Origin of the sequence: Aeromonas sp. s9, assembly GCF_040907765.1 — a bacterium.
In the GTDB taxonomy this organism is placed as follows: domain Bacteria; phylum Pseudomonadota; class Gammaproteobacteria; order Enterobacterales; family Aeromonadaceae; genus Aeromonas; species Aeromonas caviae.
The window spans coordinates 1-23,900 of sequence record NZ_JBFOCK010000012.1 but is presented as its reverse complement, the minus strand read 5'-3'; the positions used below and the strand labels follow the sequence as shown (position 1 = coordinate 23,900).

Annotated in this window: 23 protein-coding genes and 1 pseudogene; 8 read left to right on the top strand and 16 right to left on the bottom strand. The window is 62.3% G+C overall.

Annotated elements, in window-relative coordinates; genetic code table 11:
- Positions 1-69: 69 nt before the first annotated feature.
- From AB5Y54_RS01305 to AB5Y54_RS01275, 7 genes are all read right to left on the bottom strand, one after another.
- Positions 70-873, bottom strand: a complete 804-nt coding sequence (locus tag AB5Y54_RS01305) for a Cof-type HAD-IIB family hydrolase (protein WP_049637091.1) — start codon at positions 871-873, stop codon at positions 70-72.
- A 103-nt stretch (positions 874-976) separates the two neighbouring features.
- Positions 977-2,017 carry an alpha/beta fold hydrolase gene (locus AB5Y54_RS01300; RefSeq protein ID WP_368153126.1) on the bottom strand — a complete coding sequence of 347 codons (1,041 nt, stop codon included), beginning with the start codon at positions 2,015-2,017 and terminating at the stop codon, positions 977-979.
- Positions 2,007-2,750 carry a tRNA (guanosine(18)-2'-O)-methyltransferase TrmH gene (gene trmH / locus AB5Y54_RS01295; RefSeq protein ID WP_053287967.1) on the bottom strand — a complete coding sequence of 248 codons (744 nt, stop codon included), beginning with the start codon at positions 2,748-2,750 and terminating at the stop codon, positions 2,007-2,009. The genes AB5Y54_RS01300 and trmH overlap by 11 nt, the downstream gene beginning before the upstream one ends.
- A gap of 107 nt (positions 2,751-2,857) precedes the next feature.
- Complete coding sequence (spoT, locus tag AB5Y54_RS01290; RefSeq protein WP_053287968.1) at positions 2,858-4,975, bottom strand: bifunctional GTP diphosphokinase/guanosine-3',5'-bis pyrophosphate 3'-pyrophosphohydrolase; 2,118 nt, start codon at positions 4,973-4,975, stop codon at positions 2,858-2,860.
- A gap of 135 nt (positions 4,976-5,110) precedes the next feature.
- Positions 5,111-5,386 carry a DNA-directed RNA polymerase subunit omega gene (rpoZ, locus tag AB5Y54_RS01285; RefSeq protein WP_005307060.1) on the bottom strand — a complete coding sequence of 92 codons (276 nt, stop codon included), beginning with the start codon at positions 5,384-5,386 and terminating at the stop codon, positions 5,111-5,113.
- 79 nt (positions 5,387-5,465) lie between these two features.
- Positions 5,466-6,092 (bottom strand): guanylate kinase, encoded by a 627-nt coding sequence (gene gmk / locus AB5Y54_RS01280; RefSeq protein ID WP_039040668.1) that lies wholly within the window; start codon positions 6,090-6,092, stop codon positions 5,466-5,468.
- Between the two features lie 256 nt (positions 6,093-6,348).
- Positions 6,349-7,449, bottom strand: coding sequence for a glycosyltransferase family 9 protein (locus AB5Y54_RS01275; RefSeq protein WP_102949269.1), 1,101 nt, complete (start codon positions 7,447-7,449; stop codon positions 6,349-6,351).
- A gap of 138 nt (positions 7,450-7,587) precedes the next feature.
- Here AB5Y54_RS01275 and AB5Y54_RS01270 point away from each other — a divergent pair, with 138 nt between their 5' ends.
- Positions 7,588-8,301 (top strand): 3-deoxy-D-manno-octulosonic acid kinase, encoded by a 714-nt coding sequence (locus AB5Y54_RS01270; RefSeq protein WP_010672321.1) that lies wholly within the window; start codon positions 7,588-7,590, stop codon positions 8,299-8,301.
- 169 nt (positions 8,302-8,470) lie between these two features.
- Positions 8,471-9,334: a sensor domain-containing diguanylate cyclase gene (locus AB5Y54_RS01265; protein WP_053287970.1), complete on the top strand. Its 864-nt coding sequence runs from the start codon at positions 8,471-8,473 to the stop codon at positions 9,332-9,334.
- 63 nt (positions 9,335-9,397) lie between these two features.
- On the opposite strand, the gene AB5Y54_RS01260 is transcribed toward AB5Y54_RS01265, so the two are convergent.
- Positions 9,398-10,252: a carboxylate/amino acid/amine transporter gene (locus tag AB5Y54_RS01260; protein WP_053287971.1), complete on the bottom strand. Its 855-nt coding sequence runs from the start codon at positions 10,250-10,252 to the stop codon at positions 9,398-9,400.
- A 42-nt stretch (positions 10,253-10,294) separates the two neighbouring features.
- Between AB5Y54_RS01260 and AB5Y54_RS01255 the strand changes: the two genes are divergently transcribed.
- A complete protein-coding gene (locus AB5Y54_RS01255) occupies positions 10,295-10,765 on the top strand; it encodes a DUF6314 family protein (protein ID WP_039040696.1) in 471 nt (156 codons plus the stop codon).
- Between the two features lie 105 nt (positions 10,766-10,870).
- Here AB5Y54_RS01255 and AB5Y54_RS01250 read toward each other — a convergent pair whose 3' ends face one another.
- Both AB5Y54_RS01250 and AB5Y54_RS01245 read right to left on the bottom strand, forming a co-directional pair.
- A complete protein-coding gene (locus tag AB5Y54_RS01250; protein ID WP_010672325.1) occupies positions 10,871-11,032 on the bottom strand; it encodes a hypothetical protein in 162 nt (53 codons plus the stop codon).
- Positions 11,017-11,916, bottom strand: coding sequence for a DMT family transporter (locus AB5Y54_RS01245; protein ID WP_042882104.1), 900 nt, complete (start codon positions 11,914-11,916; stop codon positions 11,017-11,019). The genes AB5Y54_RS01250 and AB5Y54_RS01245 overlap by 16 nt, the downstream gene beginning before the upstream one ends.
- Before the next feature lie 91 nt (positions 11,917-12,007).
- Between AB5Y54_RS01245 and AB5Y54_RS01240 the strand changes: the two genes are divergently transcribed.
- Positions 12,008-12,982, top strand: coding sequence for a LysR family transcriptional regulator (locus tag AB5Y54_RS01240; protein WP_039040672.1), 975 nt, complete (start codon positions 12,008-12,010; stop codon positions 12,980-12,982).
- Here AB5Y54_RS01240 and trpS read toward each other — a convergent pair.
- Complete coding sequence (gene trpS, locus AB5Y54_RS01235; RefSeq protein WP_053287972.1) at positions 12,961-13,974, bottom strand: tryptophan--tRNA ligase; 1,014 nt, start codon at positions 13,972-13,974, stop codon at positions 12,961-12,963. The genes AB5Y54_RS01240 and trpS overlap by 22 nt on opposite strands.
- A 191-nt stretch (positions 13,975-14,165) precedes the next feature.
- A complete protein-coding gene (locus tag AB5Y54_RS01230) occupies positions 14,166-14,600 on the bottom strand; it encodes a universal stress protein (RefSeq protein WP_010672329.1) in 435 nt (144 codons plus the stop codon).
- Between the two features lie 452 nt (positions 14,601-15,052).
- On the opposite strand from AB5Y54_RS01230, the gene fabV reads away from it, so the two are divergent.
- Positions 15,053-16,240: an enoyl-ACP reductase FabV gene (gene fabV / locus AB5Y54_RS01225; protein ID WP_368153125.1), complete on the top strand. Its 1,188-nt coding sequence runs from the start codon at positions 15,053-15,055 to the stop codon at positions 16,238-16,240.
- Positions 16,241-16,258: 18 nt separating this feature from the next.
- On the opposite strand, the gene AB5Y54_RS01220 is transcribed toward fabV, so the two are convergent.
- Positions 16,259-18,043 (bottom strand): diguanylate cyclase, encoded by a 1,785-nt coding sequence (locus AB5Y54_RS01220; RefSeq protein WP_368153142.1) that lies wholly within the window; start codon positions 18,041-18,043, stop codon positions 16,259-16,261.
- Positions 18,044-18,252: 209 nt separating this feature from the next.
- Between AB5Y54_RS01220 and ftnA the strand changes: the two genes are divergently transcribed.
- Both ftnA and AB5Y54_RS01210 read left to right on the top strand, forming a co-directional pair.
- Positions 18,253-18,777: a non-heme ferritin gene (gene ftnA, locus AB5Y54_RS01215; RefSeq protein WP_010672333.1), complete on the top strand. Its 525-nt coding sequence runs from the start codon at positions 18,253-18,255 to the stop codon at positions 18,775-18,777.
- Between the two features lie 162 nt (positions 18,778-18,939).
- Positions 18,940-20,124 (top strand): NAD(P)/FAD-dependent oxidoreductase, encoded by a 1,185-nt coding sequence (locus tag AB5Y54_RS01210; RefSeq protein WP_368153124.1) that lies wholly within the window; start codon positions 18,940-18,942, stop codon positions 20,122-20,124.
- A 225-nt stretch (positions 20,125-20,349) separates the two neighbouring features.
- On the opposite strand, the gene AB5Y54_RS01205 is transcribed toward AB5Y54_RS01210, so the two are convergent.
- The gene (locus AB5Y54_RS01205; RefSeq protein WP_053287976.1) at positions 20,350-21,570 is read right to left on the bottom strand and encodes an MFS transporter; all 1,221 of its coding nucleotides are present in this window, start codon (positions 21,568-21,570) and stop codon (positions 20,350-20,352) included.
- Positions 21,571-21,781: 211 nt separating this feature from the next.
- On the opposite strand from AB5Y54_RS01205, the gene leuE reads away from it, so the two are divergent.
- Positions 21,782-22,420: a leucine efflux protein LeuE gene (gene leuE / locus AB5Y54_RS01200; protein ID WP_010672336.1), complete on the top strand. Its 639-nt coding sequence runs from the start codon at positions 21,782-21,784 to the stop codon at positions 22,418-22,420.
- Positions 22,421-22,454: 34 nt separating this feature from the next.
- On the opposite strand, the gene AB5Y54_RS01195 is transcribed toward leuE, so the two are convergent.
- Both AB5Y54_RS01195 and AB5Y54_RS01190 read right to left on the bottom strand, forming a co-directional pair.
- Positions 22,455-23,129 (bottom strand): fimbria/pilus periplasmic chaperone, encoded by a 675-nt coding sequence (locus AB5Y54_RS01195; protein ID WP_233759738.1) that lies wholly within the window; start codon positions 23,127-23,129, stop codon positions 22,455-22,457.
- 14 nt (positions 23,130-23,143) lie between these two features.
- Positions 23,144-23,900, bottom strand: a pseudogene (locus AB5Y54_RS01190) (hypothetical protein); the annotation flags it as partial.

Here is a 23,900-nt window from a genome sequence, read left to right as displayed (position 1 = left end):
AAGAGGGCGAGAAGCAAAAAGGGTGGCCCATGTGGCCACCCTTTTTCGATCCGCGACGGGGGTACCGTATCAGCGGGTCTGGGAGGCGAACAGTTTCTCCAGATAGACGGCAACGCCATCTTCATCGGAAGTGAGGGTCTGTTCGTGCTCTGGCAGGGCCAGTTTGAGGCGATCGTGGGCGTTGCCCATGACCACGCCACGGCCCACCATGCTCAGCATCTCGAAGTCGTTCATGCCATCGCCGAAGGCCACGGCCTGGGACATCTCCAGGCCGTGCTGCTCCAGCACGGCGCGCACGGCATTACCCTTGTGCACACCGGCATGCATCACCTCGAGGCAGTCAGGCAGGGAGAAGGTGACGTTGAGTCGATCACCATATTGCTGGTTGAGGTGCGCCTCTATCTTCAGCAGCTTGTCGTGGTCGCCGATGTAGAACACCTTGTTGACCCTGTCCTTCGGGTGGCTGGCGAGATCCGCCAGACGGTAGCTGAAGCCGGAGTCGTGATGGAACTTCAGCAACCAGGGCAGCTCCTCTTCCACCAGCCACTCGTCGCCGTAGTAGACGTTGATGTGGATGGACGGGTCGCGTTCCATGGCGATCAGCTCGGCCGCCACCGTGCTCGGTAGCGCCTGGTTGTAGACCAGTTGATCCTGCTTGTCGTGTACCACGGCGCCGTTGGAGGTAATGAGGTAGATATCCAGCCCCAGTGCATCGCGGATGCTGCGCACATCCACATGGTGACGGCCGGTGGCGACCACGAACTTGACGCCCTGGTCGACCAGGCGGTGCAGGGTATCCCGGGTGCGGGAGGAGATCTGGTGCTGCCCGTTGAGCAGGGTACCATCGAGATCGGACACAACTACCTTGAACATCATTACCTCGACTTCAATTGAACGCCGGGGGAGTGTACCCCAGCGTCTGCCGTCACCCCATTTATTTAGGGATCCAAAAAATAACCAGCCCCTTCTGGTCGCGTCAGTAGCGCGCGAAGAAGGCCAGGGTTGCATTGAGCGCGGCGTGGCGCTGGGGATCCGCCTCGATGAAGAGCTCGTGCCAGGCCCCTTCGATACGCAGCGGCTTGCTCCCTTCACATTGGGCCTTGGCGCAGAAGGCCTCCTGGGCGGCGTTGTCCACCACGCTGTCCTCGCCAGCCTGCAGCAGCAGCAGCGGCGTCTTGATGGCGCCGGCGTCGGCCACGGCCGCGTCCGATCCTGTGATGGCCTGATGGATCCAGTGGGCGGTGGCGCCCCCCAGCCTGACCTGGGGATGCTGTTCGTAGATCTGGCGGAAGGCCTGATAACGCGCCGTGCTGTGGGTCAGCTCGTTGTCGGCAAAGCCGTGATCCTCATAGGATCCCTGACCCGGGCCGTAGGGGGGCTCGCCCACCCAGCCGCCGACCGTGCCGATGGTGGCCGCCAACCCCTTGGCCAGCCACTTGGGCAGGCCGCCGAGGTTGATGCCCATCATGGGGGAGGAGAGCACCGCCGCCTGGATGTCGTTCGGCCAGCGTTCCAGATAGCGGGCCGAGATGGCCCCCCCCATGGAGTGGGCCAGCAGGAACAGCTTGGCGGGTTGGTCCTGGGCGATCACTTCGTCATGAAACTGTTTGAGATCGGCGACATAGTCGTCGAACTGGTCGACATACCCCTTCTCCTTGTCGGCCAGCATGCGGTCTGACATTCCCTGGCCGCGATGATCGATGAGGTAGAGGCTGTAACCCTGACGCCAGAGATCCCAGGCCAGCTCCTGATACTTGAGGTAGCTCTCGACCCGGCCGTTGACGATGAGGATGGCGCGATCGATCTTGGGCTGGCGCAGGGCGGCATAGCGGAGGGTGACCCCGTCCTTGCCCTTGAACTCCCCCTCGACGGCATGCTGGCGCCAGAAATCGGGCAGGGTCTGCTGATAGAGGGCGGGGATGTCGGCTTCAGTGGTCAGCTGGTAAGGATTGCTCACGGCAAGGGCTCCGGCAGAAAACAGGGTCAGGGCCAGCAGGGGCAGGTGGTTAAGCTTCATCAGTGTACTCTTCCGAAGGATCATCCGATTGTTGGGCGGCCCATCCTTTGCGGGTCAGCTGCATCTGCTGCCACCAGCGTTCGTCCGCCAGGATCTCGCCGGCCGGACCGAGCTGGGGGTAGTGCATCTCTTTCTCCTTGCAGAGCTGGGCATAGACGGGATAGCCCCCCTCGAACAAGATGGTGTTCTGCTCTTCCAGGCTGAGTGGACAGCCGCGCTGATAACAGCCGGCCAGTTCGCGCTGGCGCTGGGCCTCGTAAAGGATGGCGGCGGCGGCCACCGAGACGTTGAGGGACTGCACCATGCCTACCATGGGGATGACGATATGGTGATCGGCCAGGGCCAGCGCCTCTTCGCCGATGCCGTGCTTCTCCTGGCCCACCAGGATGGCGGTGGGTCTGGTGTAGTCGATGGCACGAAAGTCCACGGAGCTGTCGGAGAGGTGGGTCGCCAGGATCTGCATGCCGGAGGCCTTGAGTTCGGCCACCGCGCTGCCGATGTCCGGGTGCAGCTTCACGTCCACCCAGTTCTGGCTGCCGCGGGCAGTGCCCTTGCGCTTGTGGATCCAGCTCTTGGGCCAGACCGCGTGCACCCGGTGGATGCCGATGGCATCGGCGGTGCGCACGATGGCGGCCAGGTTGTGAGGTTTATGAACCTCTTCCATGCAGACGGTCAGGTCGAGCTGGCGCATGGCCAGCATGTCGGAAATGCGTTTGAAGCGTTCAGGAGTCATGTCGGTTTCTATGTCGTGAGGCCGGTGCATGCAACAAGGCTGGTGGCCTGCGGCATGGGGCCCTGGGTATCTCTTGAAAAGCAGCAGGCGGCTTGCGCCGCCTGTGTTCAGTTTTTCTGTCGGCTCACCCTGAGCACGTTGGGCATGACCCGGATCTTGCGCATGATGTTGGCGAGGTGGATCCGGCTCTTGGTGGTGATGAGCAGGGTGACCACATAGACCCGGCCATCCTTCTCCTCGGTGCTGATGGCGTGGATGTTGGCGCCGGTGGCGGCAATCACGTTGGCCAGCTCCGCCAGGGCGCCCTGGTGGTTGACGATCTCGATGCTGATGCCGGTGCGGAATTCCTGCTCCTGCTCCTTGTCCACCTCCCACTGCACCGGCAGGTATTTGTCCGGTTCGCGGCTGTAGCCCTTGATGTTGCGGCAGGACTCCTGGTGGATCACCAGTCCCTTGCCCGGGCTGATGTGGGCAATGATGGCGTCCCCCGGGATGGGGCGGCAGCAGTTGGCGAAGGTGACCAGCATGCCGTCGGCCCCCTTGATCGGCATCTTCTTGCTGGTGGATTTGGGCTGCTCTTCCAGCGGCAGTTCATCTCCCAGCATGCGGCGTGCCACCATGACGCTCATGGCGTTGCCAAGGCCCACGTCGGCCAGCAGCCCCTGCAGGTTCTCGTGTTTGGTATCGGCCAGCACCTGCTTGACGCGGGCTTCCGGGATGTCTTCGATGTTCTTGGCGCCGAGGGCATGGTTGAGCAGGCGGCGGCCCAGCACCACGGACTCTTCGGTGCGCAGGTTCTTGAGGAACTGACGTATCTTGGAGCGCGCCTTGGTGGTCACCACGAAGTTGAGCCAGGCCGCGTTCGGGCGGGCGCCGGGGGCCGTGATGATCTCCACCGTCTGACCGGAGTGCAGCGGGCTGCTCAGCGGATAGGGGTGGCGGTCGACCCGGGAACCGACACAGGCATGACCGATGTCTGTGTGCACCGTGTAGGCGAAGTCCACCGGGGTGGCGCCGGCGGGCAGCTCCATGATGCGGCCCTCCGGTGTGAAGACGTAGATCTCGTCGGGGAAGAGGTCGGTCTTGACTCCCTCGATGAACTCGAAGGAGCTGCCGGCGCTCTGTTGCAGCTCCAGCAGGCTCTGCATCCAGCGCTGGGCGCGGATCTGGGCCGTGGTGCCCGAGCTGTCCCCATCCTGCTTGTAGGCCCAGTGGGCGGCGACGCCCTTGTCGGCCATCTGGTCCATGAACTCGGTGCGGATCTGCACCTCCACCGGTACCCCGTGGGGGCCCACCAGGGAGGTGTGCAGGGACTGGTAGCCGTTGGTCTTGGGGATGGCGATGTAGTCCTTGAAGCGACCGGGGCGCGGCTTGTAGAGGCTGTGCATCTGCCCAAGCACCCGGTAGCAGGTGTCTATGTCTTTCACTCTCACTCTGAAAGCATAGATATCCATCACTTCGTGGAATTGCAGTTCTTTCTTCTCCATCTTGTTGTAGATGGAGAACAGGTTCTTCTCGCGTCCACTTACCTGGGCATCGATACCGGCTTCCCGCAGACGTCCCTCAATCTCGCTCTGGATGGAGTCGATGATCTCGCGCCGGTTGCCACGGGCGCGGCGCACCGATTCCCGCAGTACCCGGGAGCGCATGGGGTAGAGCGCCTCGAAACCGAGCTCTTCCAGCTCGTTCTTCATGGTGTGAATACCGAGGCGGTTGGCGATGGGGGCGAAAATCTCGAGGGTTTCCCGGGCGATGCGGCGGCGCTTGTCCGGTCGCAAGGAGCCGAGGGTACGCATGTTGTGAGTGCGGTCGGCCAGCTTGATGAGGATGACCCGGATGTCCTGGGTCATGGCCATCATCATCTTGCGGAAGTTCTCGACCTGCGCTTCCTTGCGATCGCGGAACTTCAGCTTGTCGAGCTTGGAGACACCGGAGACCAGCTCGGCGACGGCGTTGCCAAACTGCTCGGCAAGATCGTCCTTGGTGACAGGGGTATCTTCGATGACGTCGTGCAGCACGGCAGCCATCAGGGTCTCGTGATCGAGGCGCATGTCGCCCAGGATGCGGGCCACGGCAACGGGATGAGTGATGTAGGGTTCACCACTGGAACGCATCTGTCCCTGGTGAGCATCGCGGGCTACCACATAGGCTTGCCTGAGCTTCTCAACCTGCTCGGGTGGCAGGTAGGAACTGGCTATTTCTTTAAGATTTTCAAATAAATACAAGACAGTCCCCGCAGCGGTTAAACGGCAATCCGTGAAATTGAGGGTATGCCCTCGAGTTTGCGAGGTTTTCGAGCGGTTGTAAATGGGGAGAACAGCCGGCACCCGGGCGGGCGCCGACTATGGGAAGCGACTGACTTAGCCGCGACCTTCTGCGATGGCAGCAACGGCAGCCAGCTCGGCGGCTTCCTGCTCTTGCTGCTCGTAGCGGTCCTGAGTATCCATCACCTGGTTGTTGACCAGACCCAGTTCGATCTCGCGCAGGGCGATCACGGTCGGCTTGTCGTTCTCTTCGTCGACCAGGGGATCCTTGCCTTGTACCGCGATTTGACGAGCGCGGCGCGCGGCGACCAGCACCAGGTCAAAACGGTTACCTACCTGTTTTACAGCATCTTCTACAGTAACGCGGGCCATGCGGGACTCCAGTGTTTGGGCTTTCTGTGATTGAAAAAGCAGTGTTTAAAAATGACGCAAAAGTTTACTTGTTTTTGGCTTACTCTGCCAGTAGCTGTTTCAGCAAGTTTTGCTGGGCCTGCTGTTGCTGACGCATTTCCAGGCGCTGGCACTCGATGACGGCCCTGAGTTGGAACAGTGCCAGCTCAAAGTCTTCATTGATGATGACATAGTCATACTCGTCATAGTGCACCATTTCGGCAATGGCTTTCTCCATCCGGCCCTTGATCACCTCGGCGCTGTCCTGGCCGCGGCCGATCAGGCGGCGCTCCAGCTCCTCGCGGCTGGGAGGCAGGATGAAGATGGACTTGGTCGGCATCTGTTCGCGGATCTGGCGGGCACCCTGCCAGTCGATGTCGAGGAAGACGTCGATGCCCTGCGCCAGACAGGCCTCGATGGCGGCGCGGGAAGTGCCGTAGTAGTTGCCGAAGACTTCTGCCCACTCCAGAAAGTCACCGCGCTCGATCAGCGCCTTGAACTCTTCCACCTTGACGAAGTGGTAGTGCACCCCGTGCTCTTCACCGGGACGGGTGGCGCGGGTGGTATGGGAGACCGACAGCTGCATCTTGCCGGCGGCGTTGTGCTGGGTCAGCAAGGCATTGAGCAGGCTGGACTTACCGGCCCCGCTCGGGGAAGAGATGATATAGAGAGTGCCTTGTTGCGCCATGTCTGTACCTTTAAGCGATGATCCGCGCTTTGGTTGTAGCAGAGGCCGCCGTCTTGTGCCCGATAAGGGAGACGGTTGCTCGCAATGCGCGGAGGAATCAGAGTCAGGAGGATGTAAAGGCGGCGAATGTTAGCAGATGGGGGCGGATAAAAAAACGGCCGGAATCATATTCCAGCCGATCAAAATATCCGTAGCTTGCTGTGCGGGCGTTACCCGCATAGAGGGCCATTCTGCCCACGGAGCCGGGGCCGGGCCATCAGATTATCCCTGCGCCAGGGCTCGGAATTTCCGAGTTGCCCTGGGTCGGTAGAAGATGCTTGTCGGTACAGAGGCGGTCGAAGGCGGCGATGACCCGCTCGCGGCTTATCTTGGCCATGGCGTCCGGATCCTTGAGGCGGGTGCGCCAGCCGAGCTCGGCCAGCGGCTTGCCGGTCTCCTGCTCAATCAGTTCCTGATAGACGCTGACCAGATAATCCCGGCACAGATAGGGGCCGGTACGGGCGGGGTTGTGGTGGGCGTAGAGGCCGATCACGGGTGTTCCCACCAGGGTGGCCATGTGGGCAGGGCCGGTATCCGGGGCCAGCACCAGGCTCGCCTCGCCAATCAGCGCCAGCAATTGCTTGAGGCTGGTCTGCCCCACCAAATCTGCCGGCTTGCTCTGGCTGAGGCGCTGGATCTCGGCGGCGAGATCCCGCTCCAGCTTGGCCGGTCCGCCGCACAGATAGACCTGAAAGCCCTTGTCTGCGGCGTGATCCGCCAGCGCGGCATAGCCGGCGGCAGTCCAATTCTTGAATGCCTTGCTGGCAGCGGCGCAGATGAGCAGGGTCGGCTTGCCGCCAATTTTCTCCTTCGCCCAGGCCTGGTGCTCGGCGCTGATGGGCAGTTGCCAGTCCGGGGTCAGATCCTTTATCCCGAGCTCTTTGGCGAAGGCGAGAAAGCCGTCCAGCACGTGGGGGGAGGCGGGTGAGGGGACCCGATGGTTGGTGAACAACCACTGACCGTCGCTGGCGCGCTCCCGATCAAACCCGAGTTTGACCTTGGCCTTGATGCCGAGGGTGGCGATGCTGGCGCGCATGGCGGCCTGCAGGTGGAGCAGGGCATCGAACCTGCGCCCCTTGAGGGTCTGCCAGAGATCGCGATAGCCGCGCCACCCCTTGCTCTTGTCGAAGGGAATGACCTCGACCCCCGGCAGATCGGCGAACAGGGTCGCCTCAATCTTGCCGGTGATCCAGGTGATGCGGGTCTGGGGCCACTCCCGCTGGATGACGCGCACCAGCGCCAGCGCGTGGCAGCAATCTCCGATGGCGGAGAGCCGCAGGATGCAGATGGAGGAGGGCGGCGTTTGGAACAGCGGCATGATGTGGCGCAACGATGGCAAAATGGATGGATGGCATTATGCAAACTCCCCTGTGGATTGTAAAATTGCGCCGGTTGCCCGACCGGCACGGCTTTCTGAATGGATGCCCTGCCCCCACTATCGACCGGAATTCTCATCATGCTGACACACACCACCCACAACCAGGTCTGCTGGTATGCCGACGGAGTCTTCCGCGATCCTTCCCCTGCCTTGTTCGATCCTGTCTGGTGGCAGACCCATCGCCAGGTGGTGGGCTCTTCCATCGGCCGCGGGGTGACCTGGTTCGTGAAGGATGAGTCCCGTCACTTGGTGCTGCGTCACTACTACCGTGGCGGCATGGTGGGCAAGCTGGTGCGTGACCGGTTCTGGTTTGAAGGGGTGGAGAGCAGCCGGGCCATGGCTGAATATCGTCTGCTGGCGACCCTGAGTGAACAGGGGCTGCCGGTGCCGCGCCCCTTTGCGGCCCGCATGGTCAAGCAGGGGCCCTTCTATCGGGCCGACATCCTGATCGAGCGCATTCGCGGCGCCAAGGATCTGGTGGCCCTGCTCAAGCAGGGGCCGATCGCCGGTGAGGTGTGGCACAAGATAGGCAAAACGGTGCGCCAGTTGCACGATGCAGGGGTCTATCATGCGGATCTCAACAGCCACAACCTGCTGCTCGACAAGGAGGGCAAGGTGTGGGTGATCGACTTCGACAAAGGAGCCATCCGCTCCCCCGGCAACTGGCAGCAGGCCAACCTGGAGCGGTTGCTGCGCTCCTTCAACAAGGAGTCGCAACTGCACACCAGCTTCCACTTCGTGCCGGAGAACTGGCAGGCCCTGATGGCAGGCTATCAGGGCAAGGTGGCGTGACGTCGGGTTCCACTTCGTAGCTGGAGGCTGGCAGGCCCTGATGGTGGACCACCGGGGGCGAGAGGTGCGAGGCCAGCGATGCTGGCGCGGTTGCTCGGCGCCAGCACCAATGTTACTTATTGAGTGTGATTGCTTGGACAGATATTCAGATCCGGTTTCGAGGCGCGTGATGGAAAGGTATGAGACTCCCGGGGTTGAGGTCACCACTCCCCTTGAGGTGACGCTGATGGCACAGGCCATGGCGATGTTGGAGGCCGGGATCTGGACCTGGTCGGCCGGGCAGGGTCTGAGGCGGGACCCTTCCTGTCTGCAACTGCTGGGTCTGGAGGGGGGCGAGTTGGGGGATCTCGGCTGGCTGGATCGGGTACATCCGGATGATGCTCCCCGTCTGGCAGAGGCCCTGGAGGCCTGCCAGCATGGGCGCAGTAACGGGCTTCGACTCGAGTACCGCATCCTGCACCATCAGGGCCATTACATCCGGCTGGAGGAGCGGGTCCGTCGCGACGAAGGGGGTCAACTGCTGGGGGTGGTTCGCCATCTGGATGCCGCCATGGCGCCCCTGGAGGATCGCCACGACACGGATCCCCTCACCGGCCTCGAGAGCCGCAGCCACTTCGAGCTGTTGCTGGATGAACGGCTGGCCAGCGAAAGCGGCAGTTTCTGTCTGCTGCAGTTCAGCGTGGATCACCGCAGCAAGATCCTGCAGTTGTTCGGGGAGGCGGCCTGCGACGCCATGCTGGCCAAGCTGGCCCGCATCGTGCGCCGCGAGCTGCGCCGGGAAGATCCCTTCGCCCGTTGGGACGAAGACGGCTTCATCCTGATGCTCTCCCAGACCGATCGGCTGAGTGGCCTGGAGATTGCCGAGCGGCTGCGTCTCGAGATCGCCGACGCCAGCCTGCTGCCCCAGCGTCCGGTGACCGTGAGCATCGGCCTGGTGCAGAGCCAGAGTGCCGAGCAGCTCGATCACCTGCTGGCCCGGTTGGCCTCCTGCCACGGTCAGGCGAAGCGGGAACACAACGCCGTGGTCGGCTGACGGCCAGTCACTGTCCGCGTACCCATTGACGCCGATGGACCCATCAGCGTCAATGGTTTTCAGTCAGCGCTCACTGACCTGCTGACGCTGGCAGACCCAGAGAGAAGCCAGCATCAGCAGGGCGCCCAGACCGAGCCTGAGCAGGTCGGTATCCTTTCCCCAGAGCACCAGATTGACCAGCAGACCCGCGGGGATCAAGGCGTTGTTCATGATGGCCAGCACGCCGCTGCTGACCAGGGTCGCCCCCTTGTTCCACAGGAAGTAGCCGAGCCCGGATGCCCCGACCCCCAGCCAGAAGAGGATGCCCCATTGCAGGGAGCTGGCGGGATATTGAGGTTTGCCCAGCAGCCACCAGGCGGGCAGGGCGATCACCAGGGCGCCCAGATAGAAGCAGCCGAACACCGCCAGCTGGGGCGGCTGCTCAGCCTCCCGGGCCAGCAGCACCTTGTAGCCTACCTGGCCCAGAGCGAAGCAGACGTTGGCGCCCTGCACCACCAGGAATCCCAGTACATAGTTTTCGGTCAGGCCGTCGAAACGGATGACGGCCGCCCCCAGCACCGCCAGCAGGGCCCCCCACAGATAGACAGGCTTGAAGCGCCCTTCCAGCAGGTCGTGGATCAGGGTGACATAGATGGGGGTGAAGATGGTGAACACCAGCACTTCCGGTACCGTCAAGAGCAAGAAGGAGTGGTAGTAGAAGAGATACATGATGCCGAGCTGGATGGCACCGAGGGCCATCAGCTTGGCCACCAGATCGGGGCGCAGCCAGCGACGGCGCAGGAAGGGCAGAAACACCAGGCTGGCGAGCACGATGCGGGTCAGTACCGAGAAGTAGGCATCCACCTGACCGGCAAGGTAGACCCCGATCAGGCTGAAGGAGAAGGACCAGAGCAGGGTAACCCCTATCAAGTAGTTCATGTGATTGAATTGTCGTCAGTTGTCAATTTGGAGGGCGCTATGATGGCCGAGTTGGAAGGCGCGATCCAGCGTTTATGGGAAGGGTTGTCACAGATCGGAGCATTTGCCTTCGAGGCGAGCAACGGGGTCGGATCCGCCACCGACTGGTGCGGTCGCGGGGAGGGTGCCGTGGTGGTGACCGATCACCATGGGGGGTGGCTGTATGCCGAGACGGGTCGCTACACCACGCCCCATGGCCGGGAGCTGACCATGCACAACCGCTTCTGGTGGCAGCGCACCGCACGGGGGATCATGCTCTCCCACCTGCGCTACGAGCAGCCGGTGATGCTGTTCGAGCTGTTGCCCCGGGGGGACGGGCACTGGGTCACGGCCGAGCCTCACCTGTGCGGGCAGGATCACTACAGCGCCGAGCTGACCGAAACCGGCGAGGGTTTCCTGCTCGCCTGGCAGATAACGGGGCCGCGCAAGAACGAGCGGTTGAGTTATCGCTACGGACCAGAGGCGCAGAGATAAAAAAACCGGCGCAGGGCGCCGGTAGAGGGGACAAATCGGAGGTTTTGTTAAAACGGTCCCAAAAACAGGAGAGATACACTCTCGTCACACACGCAGAGAGGGTCTTCAGGCATTCAGTGCATAGTTCAGCATGGCTTGCAGCTTGCTGTCGAAGAACCAGGGCAGCAGCACCATCAGCAGACCCAGCACCCCGGCCAGCCGGTGGCGATACTGCCAGCCGGCTATCAGTACCAGACCGCCGCAGAGGGTGGTCAGGATGCCTGACATAGGGCAGCCTCCCGCTGTTGGCGGCGCTGCTGTGCCCACTGGTTGAGGGCGACCGAACCCAGGATCAGGGCCAGCGCCACGCCCGTGGTGGACTGGATCTGCTCGCCGAGGAACAGGGCTCCCAGCATGACGCCGAACAGCGGCACCAGGTAGTTGCTGAAGGAGGCGAAGGTCGGGCCCGCCTTCTGGATCAGCGCCATGTAGAGGAAGTAGACCAGGCCGGTACAGAAGATCCCCAGCATGGCGACGGCGCCCATGGCCTGCTGGCTCGGCAGGGTGAGGGTGCTCAGGTCGGCCACGAAGGGCGCGGCCAGCAGCAGCTGGATGGCCGAGGAGATCAGGATGTTGCGGGCCACGACCACAGGATGGTCCTTGGCGAAGCGCTTGATCATCAGCAGGCCGATGGCGAAGCAGCTGGCACCGAACAGGATGGCCATGGCACCGAGCAGGCCGGCATTCATGCCGCTGGTCAGCTTGGGCCAGAACAGTACCAGCACGCCGACGAAGCCGATGATCACGGAGACGAGGCCGCCCTTGGTGATTCTTTCACCAGAAATAAACAAGGGAGCCGCCAGAATGGTCACAAAGGGGATACAACCCATGACCACGGCCGCGATGGCGCTGTCCACATACTGTTGTCCCCAGGCCACCATGATGAAGGGGATGGTGGCGTCGAGCAGGGCGATCAGCATATAGGTTCGCCAGGGTGTGTGTTCACTCTTGAGGCGCATGAACAGGCAGAGCAGACCCAGGGTCAGGCTGCCGCACAGGGCGCGTCCGGCGGCCACCATGATGGGGGGCAGTTCAGCCACGGCCTGGTGCATGAAAATGAACTGGGAGCCCCACAACAGGCCGATCGCCAGCAACAACAGATAGCTACGCATTTGAATCTCCGATGTAATTCGCCTGCGCATTCTATGCAATCTGCTACTATGCCAAAAATGAATTGTCGTCATTCAACTATGGCCAATATCGATGGAACTGCCCCTCTCCCGCCTCGACCTCAACCTGCTCACCGTGTTCGACATGCTGATGCAGGAGCGCAACGTCACCCGTGCCGCCGAACGGCTGCACCTCTCCCAGTCCACCGTCAGCCATGCGCTGGGGCGGCTGCGAACGGCGCTTGACGACCCCCTGTTCGTGATGAGTCGGCGCGAGATGATGCCGACCGAACGGGCCAAGGCGCTGGCGAGCCCGGTGCGCCAGGCGCTGGCCATGCTGGAGCAGGGGCTGCGTCAGGCCAAGGGATTCGACCCGGCAAGTGCCCGGCGGATCTTTCGCATCGCCACCCCGGGCTCGGTGGAGCACGGCCTGGTGCCGGTGCTGGTGGAGTGGATGGTGCAGCAGGCTCCCCATTGCCGACTGGAAGTGTGCGAGCTGGCGGACAGCGACTACGAGCGGGAGCTGGAGAAGGGGGAACTGGATCTGGTGATCGGGTTTGCCGGTGCCAACCATCTCTCGCCCCGGTTGTGGCGCGAGGAGTGGTTCAGCAATCCGCTGGTCTGTTTGTCGCCCCTCGGCAGCGCTCTGCCCGACATGCTGGGGCCGGGAGAACTGGTCAGCCGCCCCCATATCCACACCTCCAGCTGGGGCCACAGCCAGGCCATGGTGGATCTCTGGCTGGCCCGTTTCGGGGTAGAGCGGGAGCTGGGGGTCAGGCTGCCGAGCTTTATGGCGGTACCGCCGCTGATGGCGACCGGCCGCTACCTGGTGGTGGTGCCCGAGATGATCGGGCGCCACTTCTGTCGCCACTATCCGTTGCGCCTGCACCAGCTGGAACCCGCCATCCCCATCGTCTACCTGATGGCGGGCCACCCGCTCAGTGCCCATGACGAGGCGATCGGTTGGTTCAAGGGGTTGTTGCACCGGCTGGCGAGGGAGCGCTACGGCGCGGATGCGCTCGGCCATCCCGCGCCGCAGGGGGCAGATCACGCCAATCCGGAGAAGTAGTCCAGCCCCATCGCACCCTTCACCTCGGCCAGCACCTCGTCGGTGAGGGCCCGGGCCTGCTCGGTGCCCTGCTGCAACAGGCGCAGCAGCTGGCGCTTGTCGGCGATGGCTGCCTCGCGCCGCTCCCGCATCGGAGCGAGCAGGGTCTGCAGGCAGTCGTTGAGTACCTGCTTGCAGCGCATGTCCCCCAGACCACCGCGCTGGTAATGGGCCTTCATCTCGGCCACCAGTGCCTTGTCGGGGTGGAAGGCATCCAGATAGGCGAACACCGTATTGCCCTCCACCTGACCCGGATCGCTCACCTTGAGGTGATTGGGGTCGGTATACATGGCGAACACCGCCTGCTTGATCTCGCCGCTCGACATGCCGAGTTCGATGGTGTTGCCAAGGGACTTTGACATCTTGGCCTTGCCGTCGATGCCGGGCAGGCGGCCGGTGTCGCTCAGGATGGGCTGGCACTCGGTCAGCACCTCTTTGCCCACCAGGGTGTTGAAGCGGCGCACTATCTCGTTGGTCTGCTCCAGCATGGGCAGCTGATCCTCGCCCACCGGCACGTGAGTGGCACGAAAGGCGGTGATGTCGGCGGCCTGGCTGACCGGATAGACGAGGAAGCCGGCGGGCAGGCTGCGCTCGAACCCTTTCTGCTGGATTTCGGCCTTGACGGTGGGGTTGCGCTCCAGCCGTGCGACGCTGACCAGGTTGAGGTAGTAGGTCGTGAGTTCGGCGAGGGCGGGCAGGGCGCTCTGCAGGCAGAAGGTGGTCTTGGCCGGGTCGAGGCCGGCGGCCAGGTAGTCGGCCATTACCTCCAGCACGTGATCGGTCACCTTGGCCGGGTTGTGGCCGTTGTCGGTCAGCGCCTGCAGATCGGCGATCATGACGAACTGGCGGTAATGGTGCTGGGCGGCCACGCGCTGGAGCAGGGAGCCGACGTAGTGGCCGATGTGCAGTTTGCCGGTGGGGCGGTCGCCGGTCAGGATCACGGGGTTGTGCATGTCACTCTCTCCAGTTGGGTGAGCCGGGAGGCGACAAAGGGATGAAAACAATGACCGCCTCTCGGCGGTCACGGTGTTTTCTTTGGGAAATTTTACATAGAAAAGCAGTGCCGCCTGTTTAGAAGCAGCACCACCAGTAGTTGTGATTGAATGAGGTCATATTCATGGCAAATCACACTACGCCAGTTCGATCACTTCTGCAAGGGCACGACCAGCATGTCGCAGGGCACGGTATTCATCAGCTGGCGTGCGCTCGAGGTGAGCAGGCTCCAGAAGCTCTGGCGATGGCCGCACACCAGCAGGTCGATCTGGTAGTCCTTGACCGCCTGGTTGACCCGCTCGCTCAGATCGCCGCAGATCACCAATTTCTTCTCGATGGGGTAGTCCACCGAGGCGAGGAAGGCTTCCAGCTTCTCCTTCGCTTCGGCGATCACCTGGTCCTGCACGTTGTCGATGTCGATGTCGATCATCTCGGTGTAGAGATCCTTGAGGTCCACATCCACATGGATCACCGACAGCTTGGCGCCGTTGGAGCGGGCCCGGTCGACCGCCTTCTCGATCACCTTGCGGTTGTCTTCCGACAGGTCGATCGCGGCCAGTACGTGTTTGTAATAGGTTCCATTCATGGGAGTTCTCCTCACTGATCCTGGGTCCACTATACCAATGTCTGCTGAAACTAAAACGGCATCGTCGCCACAGTTTCAGGATTTGCCTGACCCCGAACCGGAAGGCGTAGAGGTGCAGGTGGCCGGGGAGTGCATATTTTGAACAGGAGTTTGACGCCGGTCACAGGCGTGCTATTGCCCCCGGGAAGGTGGGGGAATAGGATGTGCCCGTGCTTCGCAATGAACACAAAACAACAAAAAGCATCTGAATACCGCTTTGGGGAGCCTCGCGCTCCCTTTTGTTTTTCTGCCCTCTTCCAGCCCATATCCCGTCCGACATCAAGGTAATCCCGCCCCCCTTGGTTATGCTGTAGCCAGTTCCCTTGGCAAAACGGCCAGGGCTCCTCACCTGCAACCGGGTGACGCTGTCATGGCCGTTTCTCATGTCCCACCGATGCACCGGAGAGTCCTTCATGATCATTCATCCCCAGATCCAGGGTTGTGTTGCCCGCAATTGCCACCCCATGGGTTGTCGCGCCGCCGTGCTGCAACAGATCGAACAGGTGCGGGCGGCGGGGCCGTTCAACGGGCCGAAACGGGTGCTGGTGCTGGGGGCATCGTCCGGTTTCGGGCTGGCGTCCCGGATCGCGCTCACCTTCGGCGCCGGGGCCGATACCCTGGGCGTCTCGTTCGAGCGGGGTCCCTCCGACAAGGGGCTCGGCAGTGCTGGCTGGTACAACAACATCTGGTTTCGTCAGGCGGCGGAGCAAGCCGGTCGCATCGCCGCCAACCTGATCGGGGATGCCTTCTCCGACACCATGCGCCAGCAGGCCATCGACGTCATCCGCCAGCGACTCGGGCAGGTGGATCTGGTGGTCTATTCGCTGGCGAGCGGAGTCAGGGTGATGCCGGATGGCACACAGGTACGCTCGGTGCTCAAGACCACAGGCCAGCCGCTGCAAGGCTGGGGGCTGGATCTGGAGCACGATGCGCTGGTGCAGCAGTCGCTGGTGCCAGCCACCCCGGAGGAGATCCGCGACACCGTCACCGTGATGGGGGGCGAGGACTGGCAGCGCTGGATGCAGGCATTGCAGCAGGCGGATTGCCTGGCCCCCGGCGCCCGGACCGTTGCCTACTCCTATATCGGCCCCGAGTCCACCTATCCCCTCTATCGGGACGGCACCATCGGCTATGCCAAGGAGCACCTGCACGCCACCGCCGAGACCATCAACCTGCAACTTGCCGGGATTGGCGGTCATGCCTGGGTGTCGGTCTGCAAGGCGCTGGTGACCAAGGCGAGCGTGTTTATTCCGGTGCTGCCTGTCTATCTGGGCCTGTTGATGGGGGTGATGAAGGAGCGTGGTGTCCACGAGGGCTGCATCGAGCAGATGCAGCGGCTGTTTGCCGACAAGATGTACGGGCCCAGAGGAGTCGTCGCCGATGGCAACCGGCTGATCCGGATGGATGACCACGAGCTTGAGCCAGCGGTGCAGGCCGCCGTCTCGGCACTCTGGCCCAAGGTGACGCCGGAGAACTTCCGCATCCTGGGGGATTTTGCCGGGTTGCGCCAGGAGTTCATGCAGCTCAACGGCTTTGAGCTGCCGGGGGTGGATTACGGTGCGCCGGTGAACGTGGCGTCACTCACTGAGCTGACGCCCTGACACCCGCACGAGGGGGCATCAGGCGACGTTGCAGGCCAGTTCAGGGGAAAGGTGGAGAGACTGGGCCAGCACGGTCTGGTTGCGCCCCTGGCGCTTCGCCTGATACATGGCCATGTCGGCCCGATGGATGAGCTGGCTCAGGCTGTCATCCTGCGTCGAGCGTTCCGCCACCCCGATGCTGATGGTCATGTGGGGGGCGGCCAGGTAGGCGATCCGGCTTCTCAGCTGCTCCGCCAGCCGCCAGCAGGTGGCCCCGTCCTGGGTCATGGCCACCAGAAATTCTTCCCCGCCCCAGCGCCCGATCAACTGCTGGTCCGGCGCCCAGCTCTTGAGCTCCCTGGCCAACTGCCGGATGGCCTGGTCCCCGGCCTGGTGACCGTGCCTGTCGTTGATCTGCTTGAAGTGATCGATGTCGATGATGAGCAGGGTCAGGGGCGTTTCGTGCAGCCATTGCTGACCCAGTCTCTCCAGCAGGGCGCGCCGGTTGGGCAGCCCGGTCAGCTGATCGAAGGTGGCGAGCTTGTAGAGGTGGCGCGAGCTGCGGTGGAGCCTGCGGGTGGTGAGCCCGAGCAGGATCAGGGCGACGGCCAGCAGCACCAGCAGCAGCAATTGGTAGTAGCGGGCACTCTGCTGGTAGAGCAGTTGCTGGCGCTTGCTCTCGTTCTCCTGCTGCAACGCGCGATTGCTGGCCTCGCTGCGAGCCAGATCCATCTCGACCTGGAAGGCGGCCGCGTGCTGGCTCAGGGTCTGGTTGAAGTGCTGCTTGTAGTACTGCATGTAGCGGGTCATGGCCCCGTAGGCCTCGGGGTAGCGGCCCAGATCGGCCAGTAACCTGGCCTGCATCGCCCGACCATCCATGGAGAGAGGGGCGGTGTGCTCCATCAGCAGTTGCAGGGCCAGCTGCTTCTCGCCACGACCCAGCAGGGTTCTTGCCCTGATCTCGGTCAGACGGGAGGCCGCCTGCGGGCTATCCAGCCTGTCATAGATGGCTTGTGCCTCCTCCAGGCTGCGCCAGGCGGCGTGCCAGTCCGCCCGTGCGTTGAACACCATGGCCTGGTAGCCGAGGACGATGGCGCGATAGTGGGGTGACAGGCTCGGCGTGGCCAGCAGGGTATCGAGCAACTGGCTGGCTCTGGCAGGCTGGCCCATGTCGATGTAGAGCCTGGCCATGTTGGCCCGGATGATGGCCTGGCTGTTGGGTTCGTTGAGCTGCACCATCTGGCCGAGGGCATCCTGATAGTAGGTCTCGGCCTCACGGTAGAGATTGAGGTCCGCATAGAGGTTGCCGAGGGTCATCAGCAGACGGCCGCACTGCAAGGTGGAGAGGATGGAACCCGGCTCTTTCTGCTTGAGGTGATAGGCGGTCTTGAGCTCGAGGATCGCCTCTTTCATCTGCTGGGTACGGTAGAGGGCGAGCCCGTTGAGGGCATGCCACTCCGAGACCTGCCTGGGGTGATGCCGGACCGCTGGCCAGAGCTGGGTGAGCAGCTCGAGCGCCTGATCCGGCGTATCGGCATCCAGGGTCAGGGCAATCTGCTGCAACCGGAAGTCGAGCAGGCGAAGGGTCTCCTGCTGGGCATTGGCCAGACCGCGGGCGCGGGCATTGTCGCGCTGTGCCTGGGGATAGCGGCCAAGGGCTGCCTGGGCCAGGGACCTGGCGTAGAACAGTTCCATATCCTGCTGGGGACTGGCGTCGAGGCGCTGCAGATAGCCGACGGGATCGCGCGCCGCCTGCAATTCAGCCTCTTTCAGCAAGTAGGGAGCTGCCTGCAACTGGGTCATCCAGAGCAGCGCCAGTGCCATTATGAATCTCATTGAATCCTTTCCCCGACCAATGGCGCCATCATAATGGCTGATGTCACCTACACCATGTTTCTTTGCTTCTCTATAACCGTATGGGGGAGAGGATGAGGTGAAAAGTCGTCGCAACTGCGGGGTGCGTCGGTTGTCTCTGGTTGCGTCAGGATGCAACAGTGGCGACAATCGTGGGCAAATCACAGTGGAGAATCATCATGTTGGCCAAAGCCATGATCGAGAAGTTGAACGAGCAGATTAATCTTGAATTCTATTCCTCCAACCTCTACCTGCAGATGAGCGCCTGGTGCGAGGACAAGGGCTTCGAGGGGGCCGCCACCTTCCTGCGCCAGCATGCGGTCGAGGAGCGCCAGCACATGGAGCGCCTGTTCACCTACGTGAGCGAGACCGGCGCCATGCCGGTGCTGGGGGCCATCGAAGCGCCTCCCCACGAATTCAAGTCCCTGGGTGACATCTTCCGCACCACCCTGGAGCACGAGTATCACATCACCAAGTGCATCAACGGTCTGGCCCACGTCGCCTTCACCACCCAGGATTACTCCACCTTCAACTTCCTGCAGTGGTACGTGGCCGAGCAGCACGAAGAGGAGAAGCTGTTCAAGAGCATCGTCGACCGTCTGAGCCTGGTGGGCGAGGATGGCAAGGGCCTCTATTTCATCGACAAGGAGCTGGCCGAGCTGGCCAAGGGCGCCCCGGCCAGCATCATGGACGGCAACGCCTGATAGTCGTGGACACTTAGTGTTCAGTCAGTACAATGACGGCCCCTTGTAAAGGGGCCGTTTTCTATTTGCAGGTGTCCTTGTACCGCTGTGCTGGTGTCTGCCGGGTACAATGACGGTCCTTTAAGGTAAAGGGGCCGTTTTTCTTTTGATGGGTGAGTGACGATGAAACAGGTGGATGTGGTGGTGATCGGTGCCGGGGCGGCCGGATTGATGTGTGCGGCCCAGGCTGGCTACCGGGGTCGCTCCGTGCTGGTGCTCGACAACGCCAAGAAGCCGGGCCGCAAGATCCTCATCAGCGGCGGCGGTCGCTGCAACTTCACCAATCATCAGGCGGGTCCCCATGCCTTCCTTTCGGCCAACCCCCACTTCTGCAAATCGGCGCTGGCGCGCTATACCCAGCAGGATTTCATCGATCTGGTGGACAGGCATGGCCTGAACTACCACGAGAAGACGCTGGGCCAGCTCTTCTGCGACGACAGCGCCAAGGAGATCGTCGACATCCTGCTGACCGAGTGCGACTGGGCTGGCGTGACCCTGCAGTTCCAGACCGAGATCCTCACCGTCAGCAAGACAGATGAAGGCTTCGTGCTCGACACCAGCAAGGGGGAGATCGCCTGCTCGTCGCTGGTGGTCGCCACCGGCGGCCTCTCCATGCCGAAACTCGGTGCTACCCCTTATGGCTTCAAGCTGGCGGAGCAGTTCGGCCTCACCGTGCTGCCGACTCGCGCCGGGCTGGTGCCCTTTACCCTGCATCAGGCCGACAAGGAGGCCTTCGCCGATCTGGCGGGGGTCAGCCTGCCGGTGGCGGTGACCGCCGAGGACGGCACCCGCTTCAAGGAGGCCATGCTGTTCACCCATCGCGGCCTCTCCGGCCCCGCCATCCTGCAGATCTCCTCTTTTTGGCTGGCGGGGGAGAAGATTCACATCAACCTGCTGCCGGATCTCGACATTCCAGAGACCCTCAAGACCTGGGCCCAGGCCCATCCTGCCCAGGAGCTGAAAACCGTGCTGGGGCGCGAGCTGCCCAAGCGCTTCGTCGACAAGCTGGTGGAGCTGGGATGGCTGGTGAGCAAGCCGATGCGCCAGTACAACGAACGGGAGCTGGAGGCGGTGGCCACCCTGCTGGGGGATTGGCAGATCCTGCCCAACGGCACCGAAGGGTATCGCACCGCCGAAGTGACCCTGGGGGGAGTGGATACCAACGAGCTCTCCTCCAAGACCATGGAGGCGCGCACCGTGCCCGGCCTCTACTTCATCGGCGAAGTGGTCGATGTGACCGGCTGGCTCGGTGGTTACAACTTCCAGTGGGCCTGGTCGTCGGGCTGGGTGGCAGGCCAGTACTGCTGAGGGATGCCGCATCCTTGCTGTGAATAGTCCCGTCAGCGGCCTCTCGGGTGACAACTTCCAGTGGGCCCGGTCGTCGGGCTGGGGGAGAGGCCGTACTGCTGACAAAGAGGCTCAGCGGATGAGTCCGAGCGGATCGGGCCGTGTCAGGCGGCCCGAGTGATGGAACCAGACGCGGCCTGCTCAGGCCGCGTTTTTTATGGTCGGTCGCTGGCTGCCGCTTGGCCTCTAGCCTCTCCTGATATTGGGCAGGAAGGCGGTCAGCAGGCCAATAAGGGGCAGATAGGCGCAGACCTGATAGACGGTTTCGATGCTGGTGGCATCGGCCAATTTGCCCAGCAGGGCGGCCCCTATCCCTCCCATGCCGAAGGCGAAGCCGAAGAAGAGGCCGGAAATGGTGCCGACCTTGCCGGGTACCAGATCCTGGGCGTAGACCAGGATGGCGGAGAAGGCCGACGCCAGGATGAAGCCGATGACGATCGACAGCACCGAGGTCCAGAACAGGTCGACGTGGGGCAGCAGCAGGGTGAAGGGAGCGACGCCGAGGATGGAGATCCAGATCACCCGCTTGCGACCGATGCGATCGCCGAGCGGCCCGCCGAGCACTGTCCCCGCCGCGACGGCAAACAGGAAGGCGAACAGATAGAGCTGGGCGCTCTCCAGCGACAGGTGGAACTTGTCCATCAGGTAGAAGGTGTAATAGCTGCTCAGGCTGGCCATGTAGAAGAACTTGGAGAACATCAGCAGACCGAGGATGGCCAGTGACCAGCCAATCTGGCGGCGGCTCAGGCCGGTGCCGGCATGGGCCTTCATCCGCCGATGGAAGCTGGCGGCATGGTGGCTGGACCAGCGGCCGACGAAGCTGAGCAGGATGACCCCGATGAGTGCGAACAACGAGAACCAGGCCGCACTGCCCTGTCCCTTCGGCACGATGATGAGCGCCGCGAGCAGGGGGCCGATGGCCGATCCCAGATTGCCGCCGATCTGGAACAGAGACTGGGCCAGACCAGGCTGGTTGCCGGCCGCCATGCGGGCGACCCGGGAGGATTCCGGGTGGAAGACGGAGGAGCCCATGCCGATCAGCATGGCCGACAACAGCACGGCGCCAAAGCTGCCTGCCTGCGACAGGTAGAGCAGCCCCACCAGAGTGAAGCCCATGCCCAGAGGCAGGGAGTAGGGCATGGGTCTGCGGTCGGTATAGAGGCCGATCAGGGGTTGCAGCAGCGAGGCCGTGAACTGGTAGGTGAGGGTGATGAGACCTATCTGGGTGAACGACAGATCGAGCCCCAGCTTCAGGAGGGGATAGATGGCCAGCAGTACCGACTGCATCATGTCGTTCAACAGGTGCGAGAAGCTGATGGCGGCGATCACCGGATAAGCGGTGGTAGTCGGGTTGTCCACCGCGGGCGGGGCGGTGATCGGGGTGTCGGTACTCAAGGTCTTGTCCATGGCTGGGGTATCACTCCCTCTACCATGCCCTATCCCGGCGCATCTGGACATAACCAAAGTGGGCGAACGCCCGGATTGCGTTCGCGTGGCGCGCAGGCCGTTCATGCTGACGGCGTGTGGATGGCTGGTCAGATCTTGTGCTTGGCGCAGGGCGGATTAGTATAGAAGGCCTGCCGCCGTTATCCGGCCCATCACCCGCCATGGAGGGAACATGTTCGAAAGCCTGGGTGTCATCAACGTCTGGACCTATCTGGTCGGTCTCTTCTTCATCATCATCGCCCCGGGCCCGAACTCCCTCTACGTGCTGCGAACCGGTGCCGTGCGCGGCATAGGCCCGGGTTATCGCGCCGCTCTCGGCGTCTTCGTCGGCGATGCCATTCTCATTTTCTGCGCCTATCTGGGGATCGCGTCCCTCATTCGCACCACCCCATTGCTCTTTACCCTGGTGCGCTATCTGGGCGCCATCTACCTGCTTTATCTGGGGGTGAAGATCCTGCACGCGAACTTCATCGCCAAAAAGGCGGGACCGGCGTCCGAGATGGATCCCGGTGAGCGCTATTTTACCAAGGCCCTCACCCTGAGCCTCACCAATCCCAAGGCGATCCTGTTCTACGTCTCTTTCTTCGTGCAGTTCATCGACTTCAGCTATGCCCACACCTGGATCTCCTACCTGGTGCTGGCTGGCATGCTGGAAGCGATGAGCTTCGTCTACCTGACCCTGCTGATCTTCGGCGGTACCCTGATGGCCCGCTTTTTCCGTCAGCGCCAGACGGCGGCCCGTCTTGGCAACGGCCTTATCGGCCTCTTCTTCATGGGGTTTGCGGCCAGGCTGGCGACGCTCTCCTCCTGACCCTGGGGATTGCTGACCGTCCCGTGTCGGGCACCTAGTCTGGCCAGCAATCCTTGCCCACGGGGATGAAGCGGGACTGGTAGACGATGAGCTTCTGGTTGCCCGGTTGATTGATCCCGGGATTGTGGTAGGTCTCCCCGGGCAGCAGGTACTTGCTGTCCGCCTCGCTGTCCGCCTGCTGGCAGCCCCGTTTCACCATGAACTCGAAATAGGTGTTGCCGGTATTGGTGATGGCGCTCTGTACCGGGTCCAGCTGGTATGCAAAACGTGACTGACGCGGGCGCACCACCAGGATGGACTGCAGGGCCAGTTTCACCTCGACGGTTCCCCGGTGCTGCGTCTGGCTGCCTTCATCCACCTGGGCTGCCGGTGACTCGGTGAAGGTGATGCGGTAGTAACGCTCATGGTCATCGGCGGGCCCCTTGTAGTAGAACTTGACGTTCTGGGCATGTCTGGCGTGCAGGGTGAAGCGCCTGGGGGCAAACAGCAGCTCACCGGGGACGGTGGGCAGTGTCCTGCCTCTGGCCGTGGGGTCGCTGATTTTTTCCATCTGTATGTCGTACAGCTTGGGTGAAGCACTGTTATTGGTCAGGGTTCTGGTAATGAACTCCTGCTCTGGCGCCATGGCAAGAGTCATGGCGCCGATGTCGAGGGCGGCGGCCTGTGAGGCCAGCAAGCCGCCCAGCAAGGGCCAAAGTAGACGATGCATGTTGTACTCCATGGTCAGCGCCAGGTCCCCTTGATGGTGATGGTGCCGCTTTGTTCCACCTCGCCTTCCCACATCTCGTCGCCCATGGTGCGCTGCACCATGGGATCGGTCAGGTCGAATTCCAGCGCCAGCTTGTAAAACCGGGTGATGCCCTGGCCGTTGACGGGATCATTCCACTCCTGTGGTGGTTGATTGTCCTGTATTCCGAGGGTGCGAATATCCACCGGTGTGCGATCGCAGCGAATGGCGTGCCGTGAACCCGCTCCATGAGCCACCGAATCGAATACCAGCCTGGTAGGGATGGGGACGGCCTGTTCAGGTGCGAAGGTGCCTGCCGGATAGAAAGTGCAATATCCCCGATAAGGCGACCCCCTGTCCTGTGAAATAGAAATTTCCAGCATATCGGCACTGATGGGGCCGCTATCAGAGATATTGTATGAGAAGCTCAGAATGTCTTTTCCGACCTGCCCCTCCCTGTAAGGATTGCTGACGCCCTCCGAAGACAAGATGGATACGCTGAAGTCCCGTGGCTTTATATGAATTTCGGTTGTGCCGCTGAATTCATAGTATCCACTCTCGGGAGCATATCCATTCTTCATATTGAAGTTGATCAGACTGCGAGTCAGTTGATCTTGCAGTCCCAGCCTTACAACTTGTTTGAAGAAATTGCTGGACAAGGGAAGGTGCGAACAAGTCCCTGATATGAGATCATGTTTGTCATCTGGAGCCATGGAACAGGGTTCATCATGAGTCATCAACTTACCTTCGCCG